23 protein-coding genes and 1 pseudogene are annotated in these 22,770 nt (G+C 42.8%); 7 read left to right on the forward strand and 17 right to left on the reverse strand.

Annotation, left to right across the window (positions count from 1 at the left end; genetic code table 11):
- The first annotated feature begins 199 nt into the window (after nucleotides 1-199).
- From ACTRWI_RS10510 to ACTRWI_RS10520, 3 genes are read left to right on the forward strand one after another with little or no spacing between them, the layout of a single operon-like run.
- Nucleotides 200-505: a hypothetical protein gene (locus tag ACTRWI_RS10510; protein ID WP_499131153.1), complete on the forward strand. Its 306-nt coding sequence runs from the start codon at nucleotides 200-202 to the stop codon at nucleotides 503-505.
- Nucleotides 506-513: 8 nt separating this feature from the next.
- The gene (locus ACTRWI_RS10515) at nucleotides 514-726 is read left to right on the forward strand and encodes a diguanylate cyclase domain-containing protein (protein WP_499131155.1); all 213 of its coding nucleotides are present in this window, start codon (nucleotides 514-516) and stop codon (nucleotides 724-726) included.
- A 13-nt stretch (nucleotides 727-739) separates the two neighbouring features.
- A complete protein-coding gene (locus ACTRWI_RS10520) occupies nucleotides 740-898 on the forward strand; it encodes a diguanylate cyclase domain-containing protein (RefSeq protein WP_499131157.1) in 159 nt (52 codons plus the stop codon).
- Nucleotides 899-1,591: 693 nt separating this feature from the next.
- On the opposite strand, the gene ACTRWI_RS10525 is transcribed toward ACTRWI_RS10520, so the two are convergent.
- The 9 genes from ACTRWI_RS10525 to ACTRWI_RS10565 all read right to left on the reverse strand — a co-directional run bounded on the left by ACTRWI_RS10525 (nucleotide 1,592) and on the right by ACTRWI_RS10565 (nucleotide 10,222).
- Entirely contained in the window at nucleotides 1,592-1,744 is a 153-nt protein-coding gene (locus ACTRWI_RS10525; protein WP_499131158.1) for a YoaH family protein, read from the reverse strand.
- 41 nt (nucleotides 1,745-1,785) lie between these two features.
- Complete coding sequence (locus tag ACTRWI_RS10530; protein WP_499131159.1) at nucleotides 1,786-2,934, reverse strand: conjugal transfer protein TraF; 1,149 nt, start codon at nucleotides 2,932-2,934, stop codon at nucleotides 1,786-1,788.
- 50 nt (nucleotides 2,935-2,984) lie between these two features.
- Nucleotides 2,985-3,872, reverse strand: a complete 888-nt coding sequence (locus ACTRWI_RS10535; protein ID WP_499131160.1) for a DUF2861 family protein — start codon at nucleotides 3,870-3,872, stop codon at nucleotides 2,985-2,987.
- Complete coding sequence (gene vxrB, locus ACTRWI_RS10540; RefSeq protein WP_499131162.1) at nucleotides 3,872-4,531, reverse strand: response regulator transcription factor VxrB; 660 nt, start codon at nucleotides 4,529-4,531, stop codon at nucleotides 3,872-3,874. The genes ACTRWI_RS10535 and vxrB overlap by 1 nt, the downstream gene beginning before the upstream one ends.
- Nucleotides 4,506-5,960 (reverse strand): sensor histidine kinase VxrA, encoded by a 1,455-nt coding sequence (vxrA, locus tag ACTRWI_RS10545; protein WP_499131163.1) that lies wholly within the window; start codon nucleotides 5,958-5,960, stop codon nucleotides 4,506-4,508. The genes vxrB and vxrA overlap by 26 nt, the downstream gene beginning before the upstream one ends.
- Before the next feature lie 300 nt (nucleotides 5,961-6,260).
- Entirely contained in the window at nucleotides 6,261-7,658 is a 1,398-nt protein-coding gene (gene pntB, locus ACTRWI_RS10550) for a Re/Si-specific NAD(P)(+) transhydrogenase subunit beta (protein ID WP_499131164.1), read from the reverse strand.
- A gap of 10 nt (nucleotides 7,659-7,668) precedes the next feature.
- Nucleotides 7,669-9,216: a Re/Si-specific NAD(P)(+) transhydrogenase subunit alpha gene (pntA, locus tag ACTRWI_RS10555; protein WP_499131165.1), complete on the reverse strand. Its 1,548-nt coding sequence runs from the start codon at nucleotides 9,214-9,216 to the stop codon at nucleotides 7,669-7,671.
- A gap of 387 nt (nucleotides 9,217-9,603) precedes the next feature.
- Nucleotides 9,604-9,885 (reverse strand): HlyU family transcriptional regulator, encoded by a 282-nt coding sequence (locus tag ACTRWI_RS10560; protein WP_499131166.1) that lies wholly within the window; start codon nucleotides 9,883-9,885, stop codon nucleotides 9,604-9,606.
- Nucleotides 9,886-9,922: 37 nt separating this feature from the next.
- A complete protein-coding gene (locus tag ACTRWI_RS10565; protein ID WP_499131167.1) occupies nucleotides 9,923-10,222 on the reverse strand; it encodes a hypothetical protein in 300 nt (99 codons plus the stop codon).
- Nucleotides 10,223-10,760: 538 nt separating this feature from the next.
- Here ACTRWI_RS10565 and ACTRWI_RS10570 point away from each other — a divergent pair.
- Nucleotides 10,761-11,924, forward strand: coding sequence for a GGDEF domain-containing protein (locus ACTRWI_RS10570; protein WP_499131168.1), 1,164 nt, complete (start codon nucleotides 10,761-10,763; stop codon nucleotides 11,922-11,924).
- A gap of 151 nt (nucleotides 11,925-12,075) precedes the next feature.
- Here the strand turns inward: ACTRWI_RS10570 and ACTRWI_RS10575 are convergent.
- A pseudogene (locus ACTRWI_RS10575) lies at nucleotides 12,076-12,459 on the reverse strand (Solitary outer membrane autotransporter beta-barrel domain); the annotation flags it as partial.
- A gap of 205 nt (nucleotides 12,460-12,664) precedes the next feature.
- Here ACTRWI_RS10575 and ACTRWI_RS10580 point away from each other — a divergent pair.
- Nucleotides 12,665-13,102 carry a DUF3069 domain-containing protein gene (locus ACTRWI_RS10580; protein WP_499131170.1) on the forward strand — a complete coding sequence of 146 codons (438 nt, stop codon included), beginning with the start codon at nucleotides 12,665-12,667 and terminating at the stop codon, nucleotides 13,100-13,102.
- Between the two features lie 289 nt (nucleotides 13,103-13,391).
- Here ACTRWI_RS10580 and modC read toward each other — a convergent pair whose 3' ends face one another.
- From modC to ACTRWI_RS10600, 4 genes are read right to left on the reverse strand one after another with little or no spacing between them, the layout of a single operon-like run.
- Nucleotides 13,392-14,498, reverse strand: a complete 1,107-nt coding sequence (modC, locus tag ACTRWI_RS10585; protein ID WP_499131172.1) for a molybdenum ABC transporter ATP-binding protein ModC — start codon at nucleotides 14,496-14,498, stop codon at nucleotides 13,392-13,394.
- Nucleotides 14,495-15,193 carry a molybdate ABC transporter permease subunit gene (gene modB, locus ACTRWI_RS10590; protein ID WP_499131173.1) on the reverse strand — a complete coding sequence of 233 codons (699 nt, stop codon included), beginning with the start codon at nucleotides 15,191-15,193 and terminating at the stop codon, nucleotides 14,495-14,497. The genes modC and modB overlap by 4 nt, the downstream gene beginning before the upstream one ends.
- Nucleotides 15,194-15,952, reverse strand: a complete 759-nt coding sequence (gene modA, locus ACTRWI_RS10595) for a molybdate ABC transporter substrate-binding protein (protein WP_499131175.1) — start codon at nucleotides 15,950-15,952, stop codon at nucleotides 15,194-15,196.
- A 20-nt stretch (nucleotides 15,953-15,972) separates the two neighbouring features.
- A complete protein-coding gene (locus ACTRWI_RS10600; RefSeq protein ID WP_499131176.1) occupies nucleotides 15,973-17,457 on the reverse strand; it encodes a cobyric acid synthase in 1,485 nt (494 codons plus the stop codon).
- A gap of 195 nt (nucleotides 17,458-17,652) precedes the next feature.
- On the opposite strand from ACTRWI_RS10600, the gene ACTRWI_RS10605 reads away from it, so the two are divergent.
- Entirely contained in the window at nucleotides 17,653-18,030 is a 378-nt protein-coding gene (locus ACTRWI_RS10605) for a YgiW/YdeI family stress tolerance OB fold protein (protein WP_499131177.1), read from the forward strand.
- Between the two features lie 98 nt (nucleotides 18,031-18,128).
- Nucleotides 18,129-18,653 (forward strand): hypothetical protein, encoded by a 525-nt coding sequence (locus ACTRWI_RS10610; protein ID WP_499131178.1) that lies wholly within the window; start codon nucleotides 18,129-18,131, stop codon nucleotides 18,651-18,653.
- 252 nt (nucleotides 18,654-18,905) lie between these two features.
- Here the strand turns inward: ACTRWI_RS10610 and ACTRWI_RS10615 are convergent, their stop codons facing one another.
- From ACTRWI_RS10615 to ACTRWI_RS10625, 3 genes are all read right to left on the reverse strand, one after another.
- The gene (locus ACTRWI_RS10615) at nucleotides 18,906-20,513 is read right to left on the reverse strand and encodes an ABC-F family ATPase (RefSeq protein ID WP_499131179.1); all 1,608 of its coding nucleotides are present in this window, start codon (nucleotides 20,511-20,513) and stop codon (nucleotides 18,906-18,908) included.
- A 272-nt stretch (nucleotides 20,514-20,785) separates the two neighbouring features.
- The gene (locus ACTRWI_RS10620) at nucleotides 20,786-21,472 is read right to left on the reverse strand and encodes an ATP-dependent zinc protease family protein (RefSeq protein ID WP_499131181.1); all 687 of its coding nucleotides are present in this window, start codon (nucleotides 21,470-21,472) and stop codon (nucleotides 20,786-20,788) included.
- Between the two features lie 14 nt (nucleotides 21,473-21,486).
- Entirely contained in the window at nucleotides 21,487-22,671 is a 1,185-nt protein-coding gene (locus tag ACTRWI_RS10625) for an amino acid aminotransferase (protein WP_499131183.1), read from the reverse strand.
- Nucleotides 22,672-22,770: the final 99 nt, after the last annotated feature.

The following is a 22,770-nucleotide window of genomic DNA, read 5'->3' on the forward strand; positions in this document are numbered from 1 at the left end:
TTAGATCTGTTCTCGTATGATTCGGTGACGTTATAGTGTTAAATCGATGTAATGTCTAACAAGTTCAATCGCTTAGATTTTTAGCTACCAGATACAAATCACATCGGCTTGGACTACTTCAACGTCCCATTCTGGTGGATTGATCATTATAACCGCACTGTTTCTGATAGCGCGGTAGACATCACGAACGTATTATCTGTTGAACTCGGGCTTAGTGCGGCACGCTTACCGGATTAAGGTCACTAGTATTGTCTTCCACGGTAAAATCATCAGCAAGGCTTTCCTAGGTAAGATTTTGGTCGGGTTATGGGTGATATATGCCGCCTACTATGTATGCTGTGCTCTGCATATCGCTCGACGAAATAAAGCTCGTTCTGCACAACAACGTTATTTGACCCAAGAAATTGAAGAGTTAAAAGTTAAGGCCACAACAGATCCGTTGACTGGCAGCAGAAACAGAACCGAAGCGCTAGATAGCTTCTATGATTTCGAATGGGTAGCATAACAAGGAAAATGATTCACGTCGCGTTGTTTGATTTAGTCCACTTCAAACAGATTAACGACCAGCATGGCCATGAAGTTGGTGATAAGGTTCTCATCCAATTTGTTACTACCGCAAATGAAACACTTGGAGAGCATTATTTTATTTATCGCTGGGGTGGTGAGGAGTACCTACTCGTTTGCCTAGAACAAAAAAACGCTACAGTGTCACGAATCAATCGATGATTTGTACCTAGTTATGGGCAAAAATACGTGGCCTAATAGGCTTACTGTCACACCTTCTGCTAGTGTCACACAACTTAAGCACAACGGGTCGATACGTTCTGCAATCAAACGAGCAGACAAAGCACTGTATGATGCAAAGAACAACGGACGAAACCAAGTCGTGACATTTTGATTCCACGTCTTTGTTTTCACCTGCACATTTCTAAGCGTCTGTAAGATAGTAGCCCTGCCTGCTAAATCTCTTTGCACTCACCGCTTTTGCTTAGCAAAGCTTTAATCTAATGGCCCGTTAGGGCAACCATGAATTTACTTCCTTTAAGCTCAAACCAAAACCACACACTTAAGTAAACAACTATCTACCTCAATACAGACCATACCTTTAGCTAATACTTTCTGCTGCGCTTAAAGTATGCGAACCCTAGTCTAAAGAGTGTTAGATACGCAGATCTGTCGTTGAGTATCTTAGTATCGCTGCTCGCCACGAACACTCCCAATCTTTAACCAGAAAATCTTACTCATTGAGAATTAGCTGAGTCAATTCGCTAATCATTGAAGTCACAGCGTCACGATCGTTAAAAAAGCTCGGATATTTAATAACTTACGACTAGTGACACAAATGCTGACACCCACAACCAAGAAGCGTATAACTTTCACTCCACCCTGTAATTTAATTACAGTTCGAGATAAATGGCACCCCAAGAAAGTAGATTATTCCAAAGTAAGCTATTGAATATATGGTGATTAATAGAATATAGAGATGCGTATTTTAGAACTTTGTTAAGACTGTGACTGGCGAGATAATATATTGGCTTGCAAGTATTTTAGTTATAGTGCATTAAGGTGTTGAAAAAGAAGGGCTGACGCCCTACTCTTTTTTGTTACTCATTTCTTCACGGATTTGCTCAGCAACGATTTTGATAGCTTGTGCTGTGCTAACACCTTGGCTCATCATTTCTTGGATTCGTTCAACAGCTTTTTGTTGTTCTTCGTGAGAAAGGGTTGGTAAGTCGTTTAGCATCTTCTGCTCCTTTGTTTAGGAGCAGAACTATATAAGGACTACTAGTAACTAGCAAGGAAATTGATAGATGCACCCATTGCGTTTTCGTTTGTGTAGTTAGCACTTAGGTCTAGCTGGAACAAATTAAGTGGCGACAAGCCAATACCGGCTGTGATGGTTCCTTCTGAATCAGAGTACGCTAGGTTCTTGTAGTACCCTGCTCTCAGTTGCATTTGACGCAATAGGTCAACTTCAGTACCGACACGAATCATCTGCTCGTTGTCTTCAAACGAAGTAAACTTTTCAGCCTCATTTAAATCGTAATCAACACTTAACGAGAAGTAGTCAGATACGATACCTGCACCAACGGTATAAACTGGCTCAAGTTGATAAGCGTATTTACCACCAACTTTATGTGTAGCACCGCTTGTGCTGCTCGTTAACGTTCGGGTTGTATCTTTCGTCTCAATATCTCTTGAGAACAAGTTGGTCGCAGCAACACCTACTCGGAACGGTCCGAAGAACCAAAGCGCACCTGCATCCATGTTAAACGCAGTTTCACCATTGCTGTTTTCTCTTACGTCAGAGAGATCGTAATCGTTAACCGATGCAATGTAGTTGTATGTATAGATACGTTGAATCTTAGGAGTAATACCAAAAGAGATGTGTTGGCCCATAAAGGTTTGGTACTTCGCAAGAGAAAGGCCAACTTCAGCTACACCAATAGAAACCGCTTCAACGGTAGATAACTCCACTTTGTCCGTGTCGGAACCGGTTGTGTAAACGTCAGGTGTTGCAAAAGATTCGGTGTAAGCTTTAGCAAATAAGTTCGCAGCAACAAATTGATTAGGAAGCGCAAATGCAACAACACCACCAAGCTCTACGTTTGCTTGGTTACCATCAAGCTTAGTAAGAGCGGCATCTAAGTCTGAGGTATTTGAAGCGTCAATAACACTATCGATATTCGATTTCATATCGTTTGGATCGTTGTATTTACCACCAAAGCTTGGAGTAATCATACCCATGTCATCATTGCGGCGGTAAATGGCAACCAATGCTGGGTTATAGAATGGAGCAGTTAGGAAGTTTGCAGAAACAACACCAACACCACCCATTGCATCACCACGCGCTTCAATTGCGTAGTTTGCTGCGGAAATAGGAAGACTGGCGAAAGCAATGGACGCTGCGAGTAGTTTAGTAGTTTTTTTCATGCCGTTTATCTATGTTAGATCCCTTATAAAGTTAACGACACAATTTTAAATTACTTTAACTCTTCTTCGCTAGAAATATCATAAGTTTTACTGATAGTTTGTGCTTGTTCTATCGCTATATCACCTTGCCAACGTGAATGAACCATAGAAACAACTAGAACATATCGGTCATTGGGCAAATCTTCGCTAGACAAGCTCATCGGATAATCCGACTCATAGCTCTTACCCCATACTTGTTCATACTGCTCGTCAATATAGTCGTATAAACCGACTTCTAACTTAGGCAACGGACAATATGGGTTAAGTAAGTCTTTCTTATCAATTCGCCATGTATCTTTAGATGCCCAGCGTACCTGCTGGCGCATCGAGACTTCACCCAAAACAATCCAAGTGCTCCAAGAGTTACCACCATCGCCTTTCACATTCAGACGATATAAACCTGAATCCAACTGTGACGCTAGGTTATAACGCTTGCGGTACAAACTGACAGAGGCATTGTTGACCACTTCACTTTCTTTCATGAATTCACTATCGGAAGAGACAAGCTTGTCTACCCACTTTTCGAAGGTAATATCTTGAATGCTTTGCCCAGATTCGACATCAATTGAAACTCGGAATGTGTCTCGGCCAGGGCTTTGAATAATGTGCCTTTTGACGACAACTGAACTTATCCAATCAGGCAAAGTTTTTTTTGTAAGGGTTTTACCACAATCTTTGTTCAACGCCTGGTCAAACAATTCATTGAGGTGATTTTCTCGAGATTGAGAGGAATTGCTTTGCCAAACTTCCACTAAAGAATCAAACATCTGCGGTAAATCATTATCCAACAAATGTTTATGAACTTGAGTAAGAGCATCGCTGCTTTTAAACCAATCTGCTGCGTGTACGGTGTTGACGACACTCGATAGCATTAATAGTGGAAGTAAGGCTTTTTTCATTACGCTTTCATCTTATAGCCAACGCCACGAAGCGTTTCGATCTCTAGACCTGGTAGCTTCTGTCTTAATTGTAGAACATGCGTATCTACGGTACGAGTTGTTGGGAAGTGGTTGTAGCCCCATACGTGATCAAGTAGTTCGTCACGTGTAAATACACGGCCTAGGTTACTTGCCAAGAACAACAACAGATCAAATTCCGTGCGTGTTAGCGTCACTTCTTTCTCATTGAAAAACACTTCACGTGTTGCCTTGTCGATAACAAGGTTTTGAGCGATAACTTTTGATGCGTCCTGCTCTTCAGCGTCTGGCAGACGAAGCTGCGCACGAATACGAGCAAACAGCTCAGCTTCTGCGAATGGCTTCGTTAGGTAATCGTTCGCGCCTGAATCTAGGCCCGCTACTTTGTCTTTCACTGTAACTAATGCTGTCAGCAAAATTACAGGGATATCTTTCTTCTTCTTCCAGCCTGGAAGTGAATCTACTGAGTCACCATCAGGAAGTTGGCGATCTAGGATGACTAGATCCGCCTGCTCCCAATAGCCTTCAACTTCAGAGATCAGTTCAGCATGCAAACATTCATACCCAGCTTGCTCAAGGCTAACTAAAAGGCCGTCAGCTAAATTTTTATCATCTTCAACGAGAAGCAATGTCTGTTTCACAAGGTATCTCCAAAATAAATGTTGTCGGGGGGCCGATTAGCGTCATGTGACCGCCCATTTTTCCGACCATAGATTCTACTATCGTCAGACCTAAACCTAGTCCGCTCTTACTAACGAATGGCTTCCTTAGTTGCCCCCAGTCTTTGCGGGACAAGTCTCCATTATCTATAACTTTGAATGTCAGCTTCTTGTCAGAAGTATTCAGTTCTAGTATCACTGGTGCGACACCGTATTTAACAGCGTTCCTGATCAGGTTATCGATACAAGTACCTAGCCAATATACGTTCACTTTCGCAGCAATATCTTGGTTGATTCGTAGCTCGATTCTAGGAGCGAAATCTTCTTCAACTTTGTACTCTAACCACTCTTGTACACTTGGCACCCACTCTGTTGCAAGTGGTTGATTGTCCGACTGTAAGTAGTCTTTACTTGCCTCTGCTAGCTGTCTTAAACGACGCGTGTCTTCACACAGGCGACGAAATTCATCATATACCGATTCAGGTAAGTGTTCGAACTCCCGTCTGAACCCTTCAACGGTCAATGATAAGCTCGCAATCGGTGTTCTCAGTTCATGGGTTAAAATCTGAAGAACCAACATACGACTCTTCAATTCCTGCTTCTTACTGTTCCAACGGTATATCGCCCAACCTAGCACAAGCATGATGTTGGCGATCACCAAAATAAACATTGCGACCTGAAGCAGTTCAGAGTGATCTTCTATTTCCCAACACACGTTACCACGTTGGACGAAACAGCCTTTACCTTCTGACGATAAGCTGAAAGACAACCCTGCTACTGTGGCGTTTTCATGCCAATCAGATTCTTTGTACAGATAGTATCTGTCACCACGTTTAATCCACATCTCGTTGAGCTCAACAAACATGCTAGCACCAGCCAACAGCGCAGTAATAGCTTCATTGTCCATCTGTTGCAAGCGAGACAGTAACTCATTATTTTCAGTATTCGGACGCTCTTGAATATGCATATAGCGTTTCAGGGAGTCGAATTTTTCTGGGTACTTCTCAACATAACGCGCCGCATAAGAGCCTCCACCAGGGTGAATCAAACCACTACGACTAAACCAACGATCCGACAATTTAGTGCCCTTACACATAGCTCGCGTAAACACTAAAGGTTCAGTGATCAAAGGGCTCAACGGCAACTTACCACTACAGGTTTTTGATAGCTGGTATAGGCGCTGAATATCTTTAAGTGGGTACTCTGCGGTTTGCGGCAGCATTGAAGAAGGCGTGATTAAGCGAGTTGGATAATCAGCCTGAAGCAATCGAATGTCATAAGATTCAATTGCCGTTTCATGATCAAATAGTTTGGTGAAGTTATCGATACGCTCAGGCAAAGAATCAGCAAACGCGTTTACTGATACTGATAACATAGCGATAAGAAGAGTAAATGTTCTTTTGATGATCACAAACCAGCACAAATTCATATAGAACAAACAAATATATACCATTCGCTTTCAAAGATAAATTTTAACCGCATGAAAAGCAGCGAGAATGATGGCTAGCTGTCATTAAATTGACTTTAATACGCTCAAAGCGAGCGAATATGCTGGTTTAACGCATTGGAGCAAAATCATTTCGTCATCTCGATGGAGAAAAATTAGTCTGCTCATATTCTCTCTATATTCGAAGTATTTTTACCCCCTGTGGACACAAAAAAGGAGCCCAATTTAGCCCCTTTAATTTTGTTACGTCTTATAAAGCAACCTTTAGAGGTGCTCTAAAATACCTAGACAACTTTGCTTAGCATCGCCAAACAGCATCTGTGTATTTTCTTTAAAGAACAATGGGTTTTGTACGCCTGCGTAACCCGTATTCATAGAACGCTTGAACACGATAACGTTTTGAGCGTTCCAAACTTCCAGTACTGGCATGCCTGCAATCGGGCTGTTTGGATCTTCCAGAGCTGCTGGGTTTACGGTGTCATTCGCACCAATAACCAATACAGTATCTGTTTCGTCAAAGTCATCGTTGATTTCGTCCATCTCAAGAACGATATCGTAAGGTACTTTTGCCTCAGCAAGCAGTACGTTCATGTGACCCGGTAACCTACCCGCTACTGGGTGGATACCAAATCGAACATTTACGCCCTGCGCACGCAGCTTTTCAGTGATTTCGTGTACTGGGTACTGAGCTTGAGCTACTGCCATGCCGTATCCAGGAGTGATGATTACTGACCTAGAGTTCTTAAGCATGTCAGCTACGTCTTCTGCTGAAGTTTCACGGTGTTCACCTTGATCTTCGTCGCCTTCAGACACTTGTACTTCCTGACCAAAGCCACCAGCGATAACACTAATGAACGAGCGGTTCATTGCTTTACACATGATGTAAGACAGAATCGCACCCGACGAACCAACCAGTGCACCCGTTACGATAAGCAGGTCATTTGCAAGCATGAAACCTGCCGCTGCCGCCGCCCAACCAGAGTAAGAATTAAGCATTGATACAACAACTGGCATATCTGCACCGCCGATTGATGCCACTAAGTGGTAACCGAATGCGAACGCGATAAGTGTCATCACCATCAGTGCGAACATGCTGCCATCTGCTTTGACAAACATGATCATAAGCAGTGTAGAAACCACGATAGCCGCTAAGTTCCATTTATGCTTATGGGGAATGTTCAATGCAGATGAAGAAATCACGCCCCGAAGCTTACCAAACGCAACAATCGAACCCGTAAAGGTTACTGCACCGATAAACACGCCAAGGAACACTTCCACTAAGTGAATAACGTGCTCTGCATGAATATCCGCAGGGTTGATAGACACTGCCGCCGGTGGATCGATGTAGCTGTTGTAGCCCACCAATACCGCTGCCATACCAACGAAGCTGTGCAGAATTGCCACCAGCTCAGGCATTTCCGTCATTTCAACTTTTCGTGCGTAGTGGATACCAATACCACCACCGATCACCATTGCAATGATGATCCAAACAATACCAGCTGAGTGAGGGCCGAAGATCGTCGCGAACAATGCGATAACCATACCTGTGATACCGTAATAGTTACCTGCACGTGCAGATTCCTGTTTCGATAGTCCAGCCAAGCTCATAATAAAGAATACTGCAGCAACAATATAAGCTGCTTGTACTAATCCTTCAGACATCTATTACTCCTTAGTCTTTACGGAACATTTCAAGCATACGTTTGGTCACGGTAAAGCCACCAAAGATATTGATACTTGCAATTAACACGGCAATAAAAGAGAGAAAAGTAACGACACCGTTGCCTTGTCCAATCTGTAATAGAGCACCTACCACAATGATCCCTGAAATCGCATTCGTAACAGACATCAAAGGCGTGTGCAGAGAATGGCTAACATTCCAAACTACGTAATAACCCACCACACAAGCAAGAACGAAAACGGTAAAGTGAGATAAGAACGCAGCAGGCGCAACTGATGCGACCCAAGCGAAAGCACCAACCGCAACGGCCATGCCTGCGATTTTTTTAACTGGAGACGTTGGCTCTTCAACTTTTGGCTCAGGTTTCGCTACTTTTGGCTTAGCCTGCTGAGGTTGAGCTGAAACTTGAATTGGTGGCGCAGGCCAAGTGACTTCACCCTCTTTAACGACTGTTACACCCCGAAGTACAACATCATCAAAATCGATATTGATGTTACCGTCTTTCTCTTTGCAAAGCAGTTTCAGTAAGTTTACTAGGTTAGTCGCGTACAGTTGCGAAGATTGAGTTGGCAGACGACCAACCATGTCAGTATAACCGACAACCTTCACACCATTTGCCGTTGTGATCACTTGATCCGCTACAGTGTATTCACAGTTACCACCATTCGCGGCTGCAAGGTCGACGATCACGCTTCCTGGCTTCATGCTATCAACCATCACTTTAGTGATAAGCTTAGGCGCAGGGCGGCCTGGAATCAGCGCTGTAGTAATAATGATATCAACGTCTTTTGCCTGAGCTGCATAAAGCTCTTCTGCTTTCTTGTTAAACGCGTCAGACATCTCTTTTGCATAGCCATCACCAGCACCCGTATCTTCCTGGAAATCCACTTCCAAGAATTCAGCCCCCATAGACTCAACTTGCTCTTTTACTTCAGGACGAACATCAAATGAACGAACAATTGCACCAAGGCTACCTGCAGCACCAATTGCCGCCAAACCTGCAACGCCGGCACCAGCAACCAGTACTTTCGCTGGTGGAACTTTACCTGCCGCTGTAATTTGACCAGTGAAGAATCGACCAAATTCATGTGCAGCTTCAACCACTGCACGGTAACCTGCGATGTTTGCCATAGAACTTAACGCATCGAGTGCTTGAGCTCTTGAAATACGTGGTACAGAATCCATCGCCATCACATTGATGTTACGGTTCGACAGATGTTCCATTAATTCAGGGTTTTGAGCAGGCCAAATAAAGCTGACCAGAGTGGCGCCCTCTTTAAGTAGGTCTATTTCATTTTGAGTATCGTCAACGATTGGAGCGTTAACTTTAAAGACAATATCGGATTTCCAAGCTTCATCTGCGCTTACAACTTTTGCTCCAGCTTCTTCATAAGCTGAATCCTCAAAACTTGCTAGCGCACCTGCTTGGGATTCAACAAAAACTTCAAATCCTAATTTTATAAGCTGTTCGACCGATTTCGGCGATGCAGCGACTCGCGTTTCACCTGCGAGCGTTTCTCTTGGTACACCTATCAACAAATTAGACTCCTTGTGTATCAATTTGTGATTATTATTCTGACCAAAGACCAGTTAAAGAGATCGCAGCCATTGGATACACCAATTTGCATAACTAATCTTTCGCTATTGGCACATGACTTATTCGTTTGTATCTAACGACAACTAATACTTCAAGCGTTTTGTTCAAAGAACAGAAAAAGTTATTACTTATAACGATTTGGATGGATTTTGAGCAGTTGTTTGAGTTAAATGATTCACGCCTCAAATAAAGAGGTCAAACCACTTTCTAATAATCCTTTTAATAACAACTGACTAGGTGTTCTTTGTCCCTAAAACTAAAAAGAGCTTTCAGCATATACACTGAAAGCTCTCTAAATTGTGACTAATATCAATTCTAACTCTAATTGGTTAGCTAAATATGCCGTCGCCCATTTGGTCGATGAACATTTGCGATTTCTTAAGCATCAATTCGTTGGCGTCTTCTTTGTTTGAAACAACGTCTGAACGAATAAAACGATGCGTTTTAAGTTCACCGTCAATTTCTTTCTCAATGCGTCCAGCAACACGGTATTGACCAGATTCAGCAATGGCATCTTGATAGATATTGAAACCCTTATATTCGACTGGCTCAATCTCTACTTTTTGTTCGGTTTTTTCTTTACCACCAAATAATCTAGAAAAGAATCCCAAGTTTTTTTACTCCTTCAATGACGTTACTACGAATAACCTACCACGACTGTTTAGGATCCAACAATGGCTTTTCATACCATTGCAATTCTACGTCTTCATCAAAATTGTGTTGACTAAATATGATCGACATATTGTCGTTACGATCGCGTCTTCTATCGTCAATAATCAGACTTTCTGCATTTTTGACCGCGATCTCACTATTTCTTCTGTACACAACGATCGTGTCTTCAGTTAACGCGGAAAGAAAATCAATATCGAACCGAATATAAATGGGGTTTAGCTGCCCTAGAACTAAACAAGTGAGATCTGCCAGTTGCTCGCTAGTATAACTAGACACATACTCTTCAGTGGCTAAATTTGCCCCACCAGCGTTTCCATATAGTTATGTACATCCACACTAATTTGCATACTACAGCTCGATTCATAGTCCAATGTAACGTTCAAACTCAATTTGATTGAGCGACATTGAGATAAGTGTTTTTAACCATAGAGAACAGTTTAACGTTCATCTTTAACGCAAATATTACACCGTTTTATAACCAATATACTGGGTATCGATTAACAAACTCAGTTTTGTTAAGTATCTATAACCACTAATTAATTTCTCATATATACTGTGTAGCTCTTTCTACGATTAATAGCAACTCAACCCATATGTATGCAGCTGCGCAAAAAGCGACTTATGACCATGTTTTCGCACTCAATTAAGCAAAATGCTTGGCAATCGCTTATTTAACCGTATCCTACGTACAGTATTAATTAACAAGATCATCATTATAGTTAGGCTCACCAAGTAAATGGCATCATCTTTTGTAACGTCGAGCATGTTTCGATTTTGCTTCCCCTTATTTCTCCTAGCAATATTACCTGCAGGCATGAATAACGTCATACTGGTGACGGATTCAAACTTAGGGTTTGCTAGCAACCTGCCATACATTCTATTGAGTGTAGCCGTATTGCTGTGCAACACGTTCAGACAAGGGCGGATGGCGATGGTTTCTGTCACTATGCTTGTTGCCTATCTTGTTATACAAGTCCGCCTACAAACACCCTTGAGCACGGGAACCACATTATTAGAGCTCTCTCTACTAGCCGCCTTAGTCCCAGTTACTTGCTTGCTTGTGTATGCCTTCCCCGATACCGGTGTAAATTCCAAGTCGATGTTTTTATACGCGCTCGTTTTAGTCCTATTTATGATATGGGCGCAGCTGATCGTTTCTCACTTCCATGCCGGAGGTTTTGAATCATGGAGTGAAGGGCTACTGTTTATCGTTAGGGACTTTTCTAAACTGCCTTTTGTGTTGGTGTTATACTGCCTTTGTCTAGTTGGCTTAACAGCGATTTTGGTGTTGGTTTACAATCGCTCTATCGACGTTGTTGTCTATAGTGCGATTGTGTTGGCTTCCAGCACTTTCATCTTTTTCGATGTTCAGTACATTTCAAGTACCATGTTTTCATTATCTGGCACCTTAATCATTATCTATGTTATGTCTGCTAGCCACGATATGGCATTCAACGACCAATTAACGAATATCCCCGGTCGACACGCGCTAGAAGTTGATATGAAGCATTTAGGGCGAAAGTATTCAATGGCAATGGTCGATATTGACCACTTTAAAAAATTCAACGATACCTATGGCCATGACATTGGTGATGATGTGTTGAAGCTTGTAGCCAGTATTTTGAAAGAGACCACTGGCGGTGCTCGCGTTTATCGTTACGGTGGTGAAGAGTTCACAATCATTTTCAAAGGTAAGCATACCGAGCAAGTTGAAGAGCACCTACAAACACTTGTCTCTGAAGTACACAACTACGATATGACGTTCCGTAATGCCAAGGAACGACCGGATAACCGTGATGAAGGAATTAAAAAGCGTGGGAAGAACGGACAATCGGCTGAAGTTGTTAACGTCTCGGTGAGTATAGGATTGGCAGACAGCACAACCACAAAACACCCTGAAGAAGTATTGAAGCTTGCCGATCAAGCATTGTACAAAGCAAAAAAGACAGGCCGCAACAAACTCTGTATTTATAGCTAAAAAAACAAAGCCCAGCTTTGTGTTTGATGATTGGATTGCTAGTATGAAGCAGGAGAGTTACCTCTTATTATCTTTGATTACGGATTCAGCACCTTTAATCAAAGTGGGTAACTCTCTTCTTTTCAAATTGAAGTGTCAGATCTAATCGGAACTAATACACATTAAGCATGTTGGGGTTCAACCAACCTACACTGCCTTCATAATAGAAGGTCGTTCCCATAGGTACGACGGTATCACCACCAATATCAATTCTCTTTATACTTGAGTACATGGTTGTCCCAACGTACTAAGTCATAAAAAATCTTTGCTTCATTTGCAATATACCAGCCTTCTGGGTGACCGATATCGCCACCATTGGCTTCTCCCCCAACCCACACCATTAAAGTAATGCCCAGCTGGTACTGAGTTTGTATTTACCCCAGCTATTCTTATCTTCGTAGATCAATTTTACCTTAGTCTCAACGATATAAGCCCAAGCATCAGTATTGAGGTACACCTCTTCAAGTTGGTCTACTATGGGTCTGGGTACAGTCGAATGGCAAGTAGCATTCCGTGTAGCTGAACATCGTCAACTAGCAATATGCGCATCGAATATCACTTTTCTATCATCGCACCACCTTTATCGAGTGTTCAATATTCAAAGCAGCTCATTTTTTGGCTTAAATCATGCCCTAACCTCTATATTATATTGACTTTTTTACAGAACTTTTTAGCATTGTTTCTTTTTAAAGAGAAATACTATGTCAGACGCTACAAACACAGAACAACAAGAAATCGATTTAACCACAATCTCTCCAGAGCTTCGTCAAGTTATCGAATTTGATGAAGTGCCAAAAGAGATGCACTTTATGGTTACTTCTATTCATGAAGTGTCTGAAGAAGCAGTACGCGAAGCTTGGGACAGCCTTCCAGCAAGCGCGCAAAACGTTTTGGACAACTTCGAGCAATTCCACGCTCTAATCACTGTTAGCCAAGCTTTCGCTGGCGTGAACGTGATGGAAGAGTTCCCTACTCTTAAACTTCCTGAAGGCATGACTGACGAGGAGAAAGAAGAGTACCGCGCTCAACTACTAGACCAAGCTCTACACAACTGTGTAAAAGACATGGTTAAACAAATCAAGAAAGCTCGTCGTGATGCTATCTTGAAGCGTGATTTTAAAGAAGTTTTCACTAAGTAAGCTATTCATCGACCTGTATTAGGTTGAAGGCAAACAGTGATGGTTATGAACAAGCCGCTTGTGATTTGAACAAGCGGCTTTTCTATATCCGCTGCTTTTTCTAATATTTACTTATCTGTCTTACCGTCAATAAATCATCACGAGCTACTACTTAGTAAATATTATGACTTTGCACTCATACAGTGTGGATTAAAACCGAGGTTTATAGCGTATAAAAATGACGCATATTTCCATTCATGGAATCAAGACCGAGTTTTACAGTACCTTGAACTAAAAATTTCACAGTCAATTAGTGAGTAACCGCAATGTCTCTCTGAGCCACACTCACACCCTTAATTTGAGCGAATACATTTTGGCCTACTTTTAGATTCAACTCATCCAACGCCCACAAAGTAATGGTTGCCCATAGATAACACCCAGATTCCAACTCTAACTCTACCGAAACACTTTGCTTGTTCGTGCCTTGTTGGTGAGTCTCTACGCTTTTAATCGTTACGGGGAGGATATTACGTATTGATGTACCTTGAGGTTGTTCTAGCATAATTGAGATATCATTTGCCCTAACCTGGAGCCTCACAGTAGCTCCAATATCACTCGACACCTTTTGAACCCACAAAGACGTGGATTTTCCCAGCGTTAACCGAGATAAGGCATAATCATCATTATGTTCCACCAGCTTCCCTTCAAACAATGAGCTTTGTTCAGAGAAAGATTGCCAAGGCTGCATCGCACGTGACGCCCATACCTGTTCTGTCACACCAGATGATACGACCTTACCTTGATCGATAATCACTAAATGGTTAGCCAAGCGTAGAATCTCATTAAGACTATGAGTCACATAAATAATCGGAATTTGAACTGTTTCAGAGAGGTTTTCCAGAAACGGCATCACCTCACGCTTGCGAGGTAAATCAAGAGATGCCAACGGCTCATCCATCAACAAAATACTTGGTTTAGACAAGAGTGCTCGACCAACCGCAACACGTTGCTTCTCCCCGCCCGACAAACGTGCCGGATAACGATCGAGCAACGAGCCTAATGAGAGCAGTGACACGATTTGGTCAAAGTGCGCTTTATCTGTACCTTTAACACCGTATTTAAGATTCGCCGATACCTTCATATGAGGGAACAGTCGTGATTCTTGAAATACATAGCCAACATTACGTCTGTGCGTCGGCAAATTAATAGCTTGCTCGCTATCAAATAGGGTTGTGCCAGAGACACTGATCAAACCTTTATCCGGCTTTTTAAGACCACTAATGGCGTTAATCAGAGATGTCTTACCCGCGCCAGAGCGACCAAAAATTGCCGTGATGCCGCGACTTGGAAGTTCTAAGTCGATATCAAAGAAAGTCTCACCAAGCTGTTGCTGGTATTTCAGGACTAACGCGCTCATGCGTTACCTCCTAGGCGTTGTGCCGACTTTCTGTTTAACCACTCAGACAGCATCAATGATCCCAACGCAATCACAATGGAAATAGCACACAAACGCGCAGCTTCCATTTCAGCACCTGGAGTTTCGATGAAAGTGTACATCGCTAGAGGAATGGTTTGAGTTTCACCTGGGATATTGGAAACGAAACTGATGGTCGCACCGAACTCGCCAAGGCTTCGCGCAAATGACAGCATGGTTCCGGTAATGATCCCAGGGATCATCAAAGGTAAGGTGATAGTAAAGAAAACTCTGACAGGAGAAGCACCCAATGTAGCTGCCGCCTCTTCAAGCTTAGTATCAACCGTTTCTAAACTTAAACGGATTGATCGCACCATTAATGGTAACGCGACGACGACACAGGCCAGAGCCGCGCCTTTCCAACTAAAGCTGAACACAATACCAAACACGTCGTTAAGCCATCCTCCTATTAGACCTTGTCTACCCATCATCACAAGTAGCAAATAACCAATAACCACGGGAGGAAGCACTAAAGGGAGATGAACGATGCTTTCAACAATACTTTTGCCCACAAACTGCTTTTTAGCTAGCAGCCACGCTAAGCCAATCCCGATTGGGATAAGCCATAAGATGGCAAATCCAGCCACTTTCAAGCTAAGCATTAAAGCTTGGTATTCGTATTCCGATAGATACATCATTTATCGCACTTCAAAACCAAAACTATTCAAAATGTCCTTCGCTTTTTCACTAGTAAGGAAGGTGTAGAAGTCTTGTGCGTCCGCTTGTTCACTTATTTTCGCTACAGGGTAACGTATTGGTGTATGCAGCTCTGACGGGAATGTCGATACAAGATTCACTTCTTTAGACAACAGCGCATCCGTTTTGTAAACAATACCGAGCTTAGCTTCACTGCGTTCTACTAAAGCCAATGCCATACGAACGTTATTGCTTGGTGCTAATCGTGTCTTGACGTCATCCCAAACAGCCAAGTTTTCTAACGCTTCTTTCGCATAGATACCAGCAGGAACCGACATGATATTGCCAACCGCAAGCCTTTCATTATCAAGAAATTTAGACCACTGGTCACCTTTTGATATATCAAATGAAATTGCGTCTTCCTTTGGAGAGATTAGCACAAGCTCGTTCTCACATAGATTTGTGACATTGTCACTAGAAGCATAGTTTCGGTCGACAAGATAAGTCATCCACTTTTCATTTGCCGAGATAAATATGTCAGCTGGCGCACCTCTTTCGATCTGTCTTACCAACGACGATGTGCTGGCATAGACAGGAATAACATCAACAGAATGGTTTTTCTCAAACTCTTCCACTAACAGATTAACCGCATTCGTCATAGACGATGCAGCATAAACACGTAGTTTCTCGGTAGCCAAAGCATGAGCAGAACTCAATGAAGTGGTTAACGCTACTGCTAAAAGAGTGACTAATTTTTTCATTGCTCTCACTTATCTGTTGTTCATTTTAAATCTAGATCAATTTGTTTCAGCTCAGGCCAAAGCAGGTCAAGATTTAAGTGCTCTTCGATGGCGTCAGCGATTCTATTAATACCCAACTCTTTAAGCTGTTCGAGGTCAATAGCTGCTACTTCAGTGGCACCTGCCCATTCACAAATCAGTGATAACGCATCACTGTTATCCAATACACCGTGCAAGTAAGTACCAAATATCGAGTTATCTGAGATTATCGCGCCATCAAAGTTGCCAGATTCTAACTGAACCGGTAATGCCATTTCATTGACATCAGTCCTACCTACGTGAATTTCATACCCTTTAACTGGTGCCGACTTTCCATTTAGGTTTAAAGTGCCAAACACGTTCGTTAACGTTTTCTGTTGCGTTAACGTGGTTTCAATATCAAGGTACCCTAACCCTTCACTGCTGCCCGGTTGGCCTTCCACACCATCAGGATCGTGGATAAAATTACCAAGCATCTGATAACCACCACATATACCCATTACTTTGCCACCTAAACGCAGGTGACGTTGAATATCTTTATCCCAGCCTTGTTGCTTCAAGTAATCTAAATCGGCTCTTACTGACTTAGTGCCTGGTAAAATAATCAAATCAGCGTTGCTTAAACGTTCACCTTTACCCACATAGCGAAGGTCAATAGAAGGATTCAACCTTAACGCGTCGAAGTCAGTGTGGTTGCTGATCCGAGTAAGGACTGGTACCACGACCTTAAGCTTGGCCTCTCCGTCTGACTCTTGGGCTGAGGTAATAGCATCTTCAGCTTCTAAATTGAAACCATGCAAATATGGCAAAACACCAATCACAGGCTTGCCTGTTTTCTCCTCCAACCAATCAAGACCGGACTGAAGCAGAGCGATATCGCCTCTGAAACAGTTAATCACGAACCCTTTTACACGAGCTTGTTCAGATTCAGATAACAGAGCTAATGTGCCATACAGGTGTGCAAATACCCCTCCGCGGTCGATATCAGCCACAATGATCACCGGGATATCTGCCTTTTCAGCAAAGCCCATGTTCGCGATATCATTTTCACGAAGGTTAATTTCAGCAGGACTTCCGGCACCTTCAATCATCACGCTATCGTATTCTTCTAAAAGTCGATCAAATGAATCAATAACCGTATTCATCGCAACTTTCTTGTAATCATGATAGCCCGTAGCTTCCATATTACTTAATGCACAGCCTTGTAGAATAACTTGAGCACCCGTGTCTGAGTTGGGTTTAAGCAATACTGGGTTCATGTGAACCGAAGGTTCGATATTACACGCTTGAGCCTGAACGGCTTGGGCGCGGCCAATTTCCCCACCGTCTTTAGTCACTGCACTATTCAAAGCCATATTCTGTGGCTTGAATGGTGCCACCTTAATTCCCATCCTGGTCAAAACACGGCATAAACCTGCCACCAATACACTTTTTCCGGCATCTGATGTGGTTCCCTGGACCATAAGAGCGTTTAATGGTGCTCGCATTCGTACTTAAATCCTTAATTTCTAAGCCCGCAGGCAATACTTCTCTTTTACCATCTTAACGTCATTGGCGACTAGATGCTCAATAAAATGAATGGAAAATGAATGTGTTACTCACTCTAGATTCAAACCGAGTGTTGTTTAATAGCCTCATCGTAACAAAACGCTTTAACTAACAAACAACGTTAGGGATTCACCATGAAAAAAACTGTATTAGCTATCGCTACCACTATGATCCTTGCTCCAACTTTCGCAATGGCTGGTGACCAAAAATACAGTAAGCACGAGAGCTCTATTGCTTACACAGGACCTATTGAAACCGTTTCTGTCGCGACACTACTAGCAGACACAAGCATGTTTTCTGAGCAAGACGCAATTGTAGACGGCAAGATTATTCGCCAGCTTAAGAACGATACCTTCATTTTCTCTGATGGCCAGAGCGAGATTCAAATCGAACTGGATGACGATATCCGCCTAGCACAGCCACTAACAGCAGATACAAAAGTACGTATCTTCGGCAAGTATGAAGGTGGCAAAACACCTGAAATCGAGGTTGACCATATCCAAGTCCTATAAGCGACACAGATAAAACGACCGACTTCAAATAGATTGGCCTGCATATTGCAGGCTTTTTTGTATTATACTGCCGTAAATACAATTTATATGGAGTCACCATGCTAGGTTGCACTAAAAAGGCTGTCCTTTTAGGACTAGCTGCACTGTGTTCTTTTTCTGCGTCTGCAAACAACTTTAACTACAACACATTCGAGCTGCGCATGGGTACCAGCCCTAGTACCTTCGGTGGTGAAGTAACAACCATGTTTACTCAGAACTCACACTTTGTCGCACGTATCGATTCAGAATTTGAAAGTGATTGGGATGCAGCTGTAGGTATGGGTTTTAATGGACCTATTAGCCAATTCGCCGATGTGACCGGGCAAATGCTTCTGCACAACATTGAACGCAATGACGACAACCATATCAAAACCGAAATTAACCTAGGTTTAAGAGCTTGGTTAATGGCAAACGTTGAAGTCAACGCGCGCCTTGGTCAACTGATTGACAATGACGACACTCATTCAATCGTAGGTGTTGGCGCTCGTTTCCATTCAACAGATCAACTTTCTGTAGGTTTGGACATGCGTAATAACGGTACTTACGGCCATCAGCTGTTAATGTCAGCTCGATTCGGTTTCTAAACTTTTAAATAACGTCGAGCAGAGCATCTAAACCAATTTGAAAGCCGACTTCTAAAAGTCGGCTTTCTGAAGAGTTCCGTGGTATCGCTCAACAACGGAATTCTCAAGTTCAACTATTCAAGAACTAACGACGTCTTTGATATTTTTGTTCTTCTAAAAAAGCCCCGACCACAAACGTGATCGGGGCTTTTTGTATCTAGTGATGGACCATTAATGTCAGTCCAGCACCTGAATCAATGACGCTTAAAACGATTACAGCTCAGCCATCAACATCTTTTTCTGATGATCCAAGTACTCTTCATAGGTACCTTGGAAACTTACTAGCTGTTGGTCTTTCACATCAATAATGTATGTCGCAAGTGAAGATACAAACTCGCGGTCGTGACTCACGAAGATAAGCGTACCTGGGTAAACCTTAAGCGCATCGTTCAGCGCTTGGATCGCTTCCATATCCATGTGGTTCGTTGGTTCGTCCATCACAAGAACGTTAATGTCTTGCATCATTAGCTTGCCAAATAACAGGCGGTTCTTCTCGCCACCAGAACAGTTACGTGCTTTCTTGTTTGCATCGTCTGCAGTGAACAATAGACGGCCTAGAATACCGCGCACCATTAGGTCATCGTGCTTCGCTGTACGCCACTGTGAGATCCAATCGAAAATGCTCAGGTCGTTATCAAAGTCTGCACTGCTATCTTGCGGGCAGTAGCCAACAGATGCGTTTTCTGACCATTTTACGATGCCTTGGTTTTGCTCAAGTTCACCGACTAAACAACGTAGCAAGGTGGTTTTACCCACACCGTTCTCACCAATAACCGCGAGGCGAGTACCCGCTTCAAGTAATAAGTTACCCCCAGAAAATAACGTTTCACCTTCGAAACCGTGGCTTACCTCTTGAAGTTCAAGCGCTTGGCGGTGCAGTTTCTTACCTTCGCCGAAGTTAATCGACGGGCTAATACGGCTCGAAGACTTCACTTCATCAAGAGTGATCTTTTCCATCTTCTTAGCACGAGAACTAGCTTGCTTCGCTTTCGATGCGTTAGCACCAAAACGGTTCACGAAGTCTTGCAGCTCATTGATTTCGTCTGTCTTCTTCGCGTTGGAAGCCAGAAGTTGCTCACGACGCAAACCCGATGCTTCTAGGAAGTACTCATAGTTACCAGGATAGATACGCAGTTCACCGTAGTCGATGTCCGCCATGTGCGTACATACTGAGTTCAGGAAGTGCCTATCGTGCGAAATGATGATCATTGTACATTTGCGCTGGTTTAGCTCTTCAGCAAGCCAGTTGATAGTGTGAATGTCCAAGTTGTTCGTTGGCTCATCAAGTAACAGAATATCTGGATTCGCAAACAACGCTTGAGCCAAAAGCACACGCAGTTTCCAACCCGGAGCAACTTGCTGCATCAGGCCAAAGTGCAACTCTTCTTCGATACCGGCTTGGATTAGGATATCGCCAGCACGGCTTTCTGCTGTGTAGCCATCCATTTCTGCGAATTCGCTTTCAAGCTCGGCCACTTTCATCCCATCTTCTTCGCTCATTTCAGGCAAAGAGTAAATGCGGTCACGCTCTTGTTTCACTTCCCATAACTTTCTATCACCCATGATCACTACGTCAATTACGCTGTACTGTTCAAAAGCAAACTGATCTTGGCTCAATACGCCCAGTTTTTCTCCAGGAGTAATGGAAACGTTGCCTGAGCTCGGCGCTAGCGCACCACTTAGGATTTTCATGAACGTCGATTTGCCGCAACCATTGGCGCCAATCAAACCATAACGATTGCCGTTACCAAATTTAGCAGAGATGTTTTCAAACAAAGGCTCTGCGCCAAATTGCATTGTGATGTTCGCGGTAGATATCAAAGAAGTTATTCCTAAGCGTATACTGGATAGATAATTATTAAGTTGTTGGATAAACCTAAATAAGGACTACGAAAGTATGGGGTAAACGAAAATTAAGCGCGGATTATATAGAGATCAGGATCACATTGTCGAGGCTAAACAGTGAACGAATGACGTACAGAGGCGAATTATCGGTATTTACCCGAATTACGGTCGAAAAACGAAAAATCCCCGCTAATTCAATTAGCAGGGATTCGATTATTACAGAGTTAACCTGTTAGAAGGGTCTGAAACTATTTAGTCACTTTCTTCTGAACGTACTTTTGGCTTACATCGACAACCGCAATATCTCTAAAGAAGCTTCTTCCCAAAAGAAGTGGGAAAGAAAGATGGGTTCGATCAGCAAGTGTAAATTCAGTTTTGTCTTTTAGGTCACCAATTTGGATAGAAACCACAACCACAGCACGACGTTGTGTACCTTCAGCGCTAGATTGTTTGATCTTCACCCAACGCTCTACAGGTAAGCTGACCTCTTCTGTTGTGATGCCATCATGCTGGATCTTGAATTTAACCCAATCTTTGCCATCACGCTCAAAATCAACGATATCAACCGCACTGATTGAAGAGGTGGTAGCACCGGTATCAACACGCGCTTTAAAAGCCTCTTTCAAGCCAAGTACAAATACCCACTCTTCTTCACCAAGGATCAGTTTTCCGTCACTGGTTTTCGTTGGTTTTGCGGCCGGTTTTTCTTCAGGCTTTGGTTTCGCTTCTGGTTCAGTTGGTTTTACTTCTTCAGGCTTCTCTGTAGGTTCCGTTACTTTGTCACCTTCAGTTGCGTCTGTCTTAGAAGAATCGTCAACAACTGGTTGTTCGATCTGAGGCTTTTGCACTGGTTCAACTGGTACTTGAGTCGTGGTTGTACAAGCAAACAAGCCGCCACTTAATATTAGGGATATAATCGCTCTCCAATTATACATTCAGTCACCTTCTATTATTTTGATACGCTGGCTATCGCTTTTGCTACATAAGGAATATGGGATTCAGAAAGACCTGCAATATTGATGCGTCCATCACCAACACCGTAGATGCCATATTCTTCACGTAATTGATTCATCTGAGTTTCTTTAAAGCCTAGTACAGTAAACATACCTTTATGACTTTCAATGAAATCAAATTGTGACGTGTTATAAGTATTTCGCAATTCATCACATAAACTTTGGCGCAGATTTAACAAACGTTGCTGCATTTCACTCAACTCTTGCTTCCAAATCGTTGTTAGCTCTTGATTCTGAAGAATGGTTTTTACCAACGCCGCACCGTGATCTGGCGGCATGGTGTAAGTTGAGCGAGCAAGCGTCAGTAGCTTACCTTTTGCGTTGCCAACGTGTTCACTATTCTTACCAATCACAATCGCAGCGCCCGTTCTTTCACGGTACAAACCGAAGTTCTTTGAGCAAGAAGTAGTAATTAACATCTCTTCCACGCTGTTCGCCATGTGTTGAAGACCTTTTGCATCTTCTTCGAGGCCGTCACCAAAGCCTTGGTAGGCAATATCAACGAACGGTAAGAAACCATTTTTCTGCGATAGCTTGGTGATTTCCTGCCACGCTTCAAAGTCAATATCGGCACCCGTTGGGTTGTGACAGCAACCGTGCAGTAGTACCACATCTGATGGACCCGCTTTCGATAGGTCATCTAACATTCTTGCAGTATCAACTTGCTTCGTTTCAGGACTGAAGTAATTGTAGTATCGAACCTTTAAGCCTGCAGCTTCCATCACAGGTTTGTGGTTCACATAGCTTGGGTTTGAAATCCAAACTGTGGTGTCTGGTTGAGAAACCTTCATTAAGTCACCCAACATTCGAAGTGCACCACTTGCACCTGGTGTTTGAATCGCAGCTGCGCGATCCATTGCAGAAGTCCCTTTAAGCAGCAGATCAACCATGCTTTGGTTAAACTCTTCACAGCCCGCTAGGCCAACGTAAGCTTTAGTTTTCTGTGTTTCAACAACGATATCTTGAGCCATAGATACAGCTTTCATGATAGGAGTTTCGCCTTGGTCGTTTTTATAAACGCCAATGCCTAAATCGACCTTGTCAGTGCGAGTATCGCCGCGGTAAGCAACAGAAAGAGATAGAATTGGATCTAAAGTTGGTTTTGGTAGATGTGAAAACATGAAAGTCACAACCCTTTGAAATTCAAGTAATGAACTTCACGTTAACATTATCGTAGTCAAATCAGAAACATTTTTTAAGAGAAGCGCTGAGTTCACAGA

The organism is Pseudoalteromonas sp. G5_S1_14_S5 (assembly GCF_054968605.1).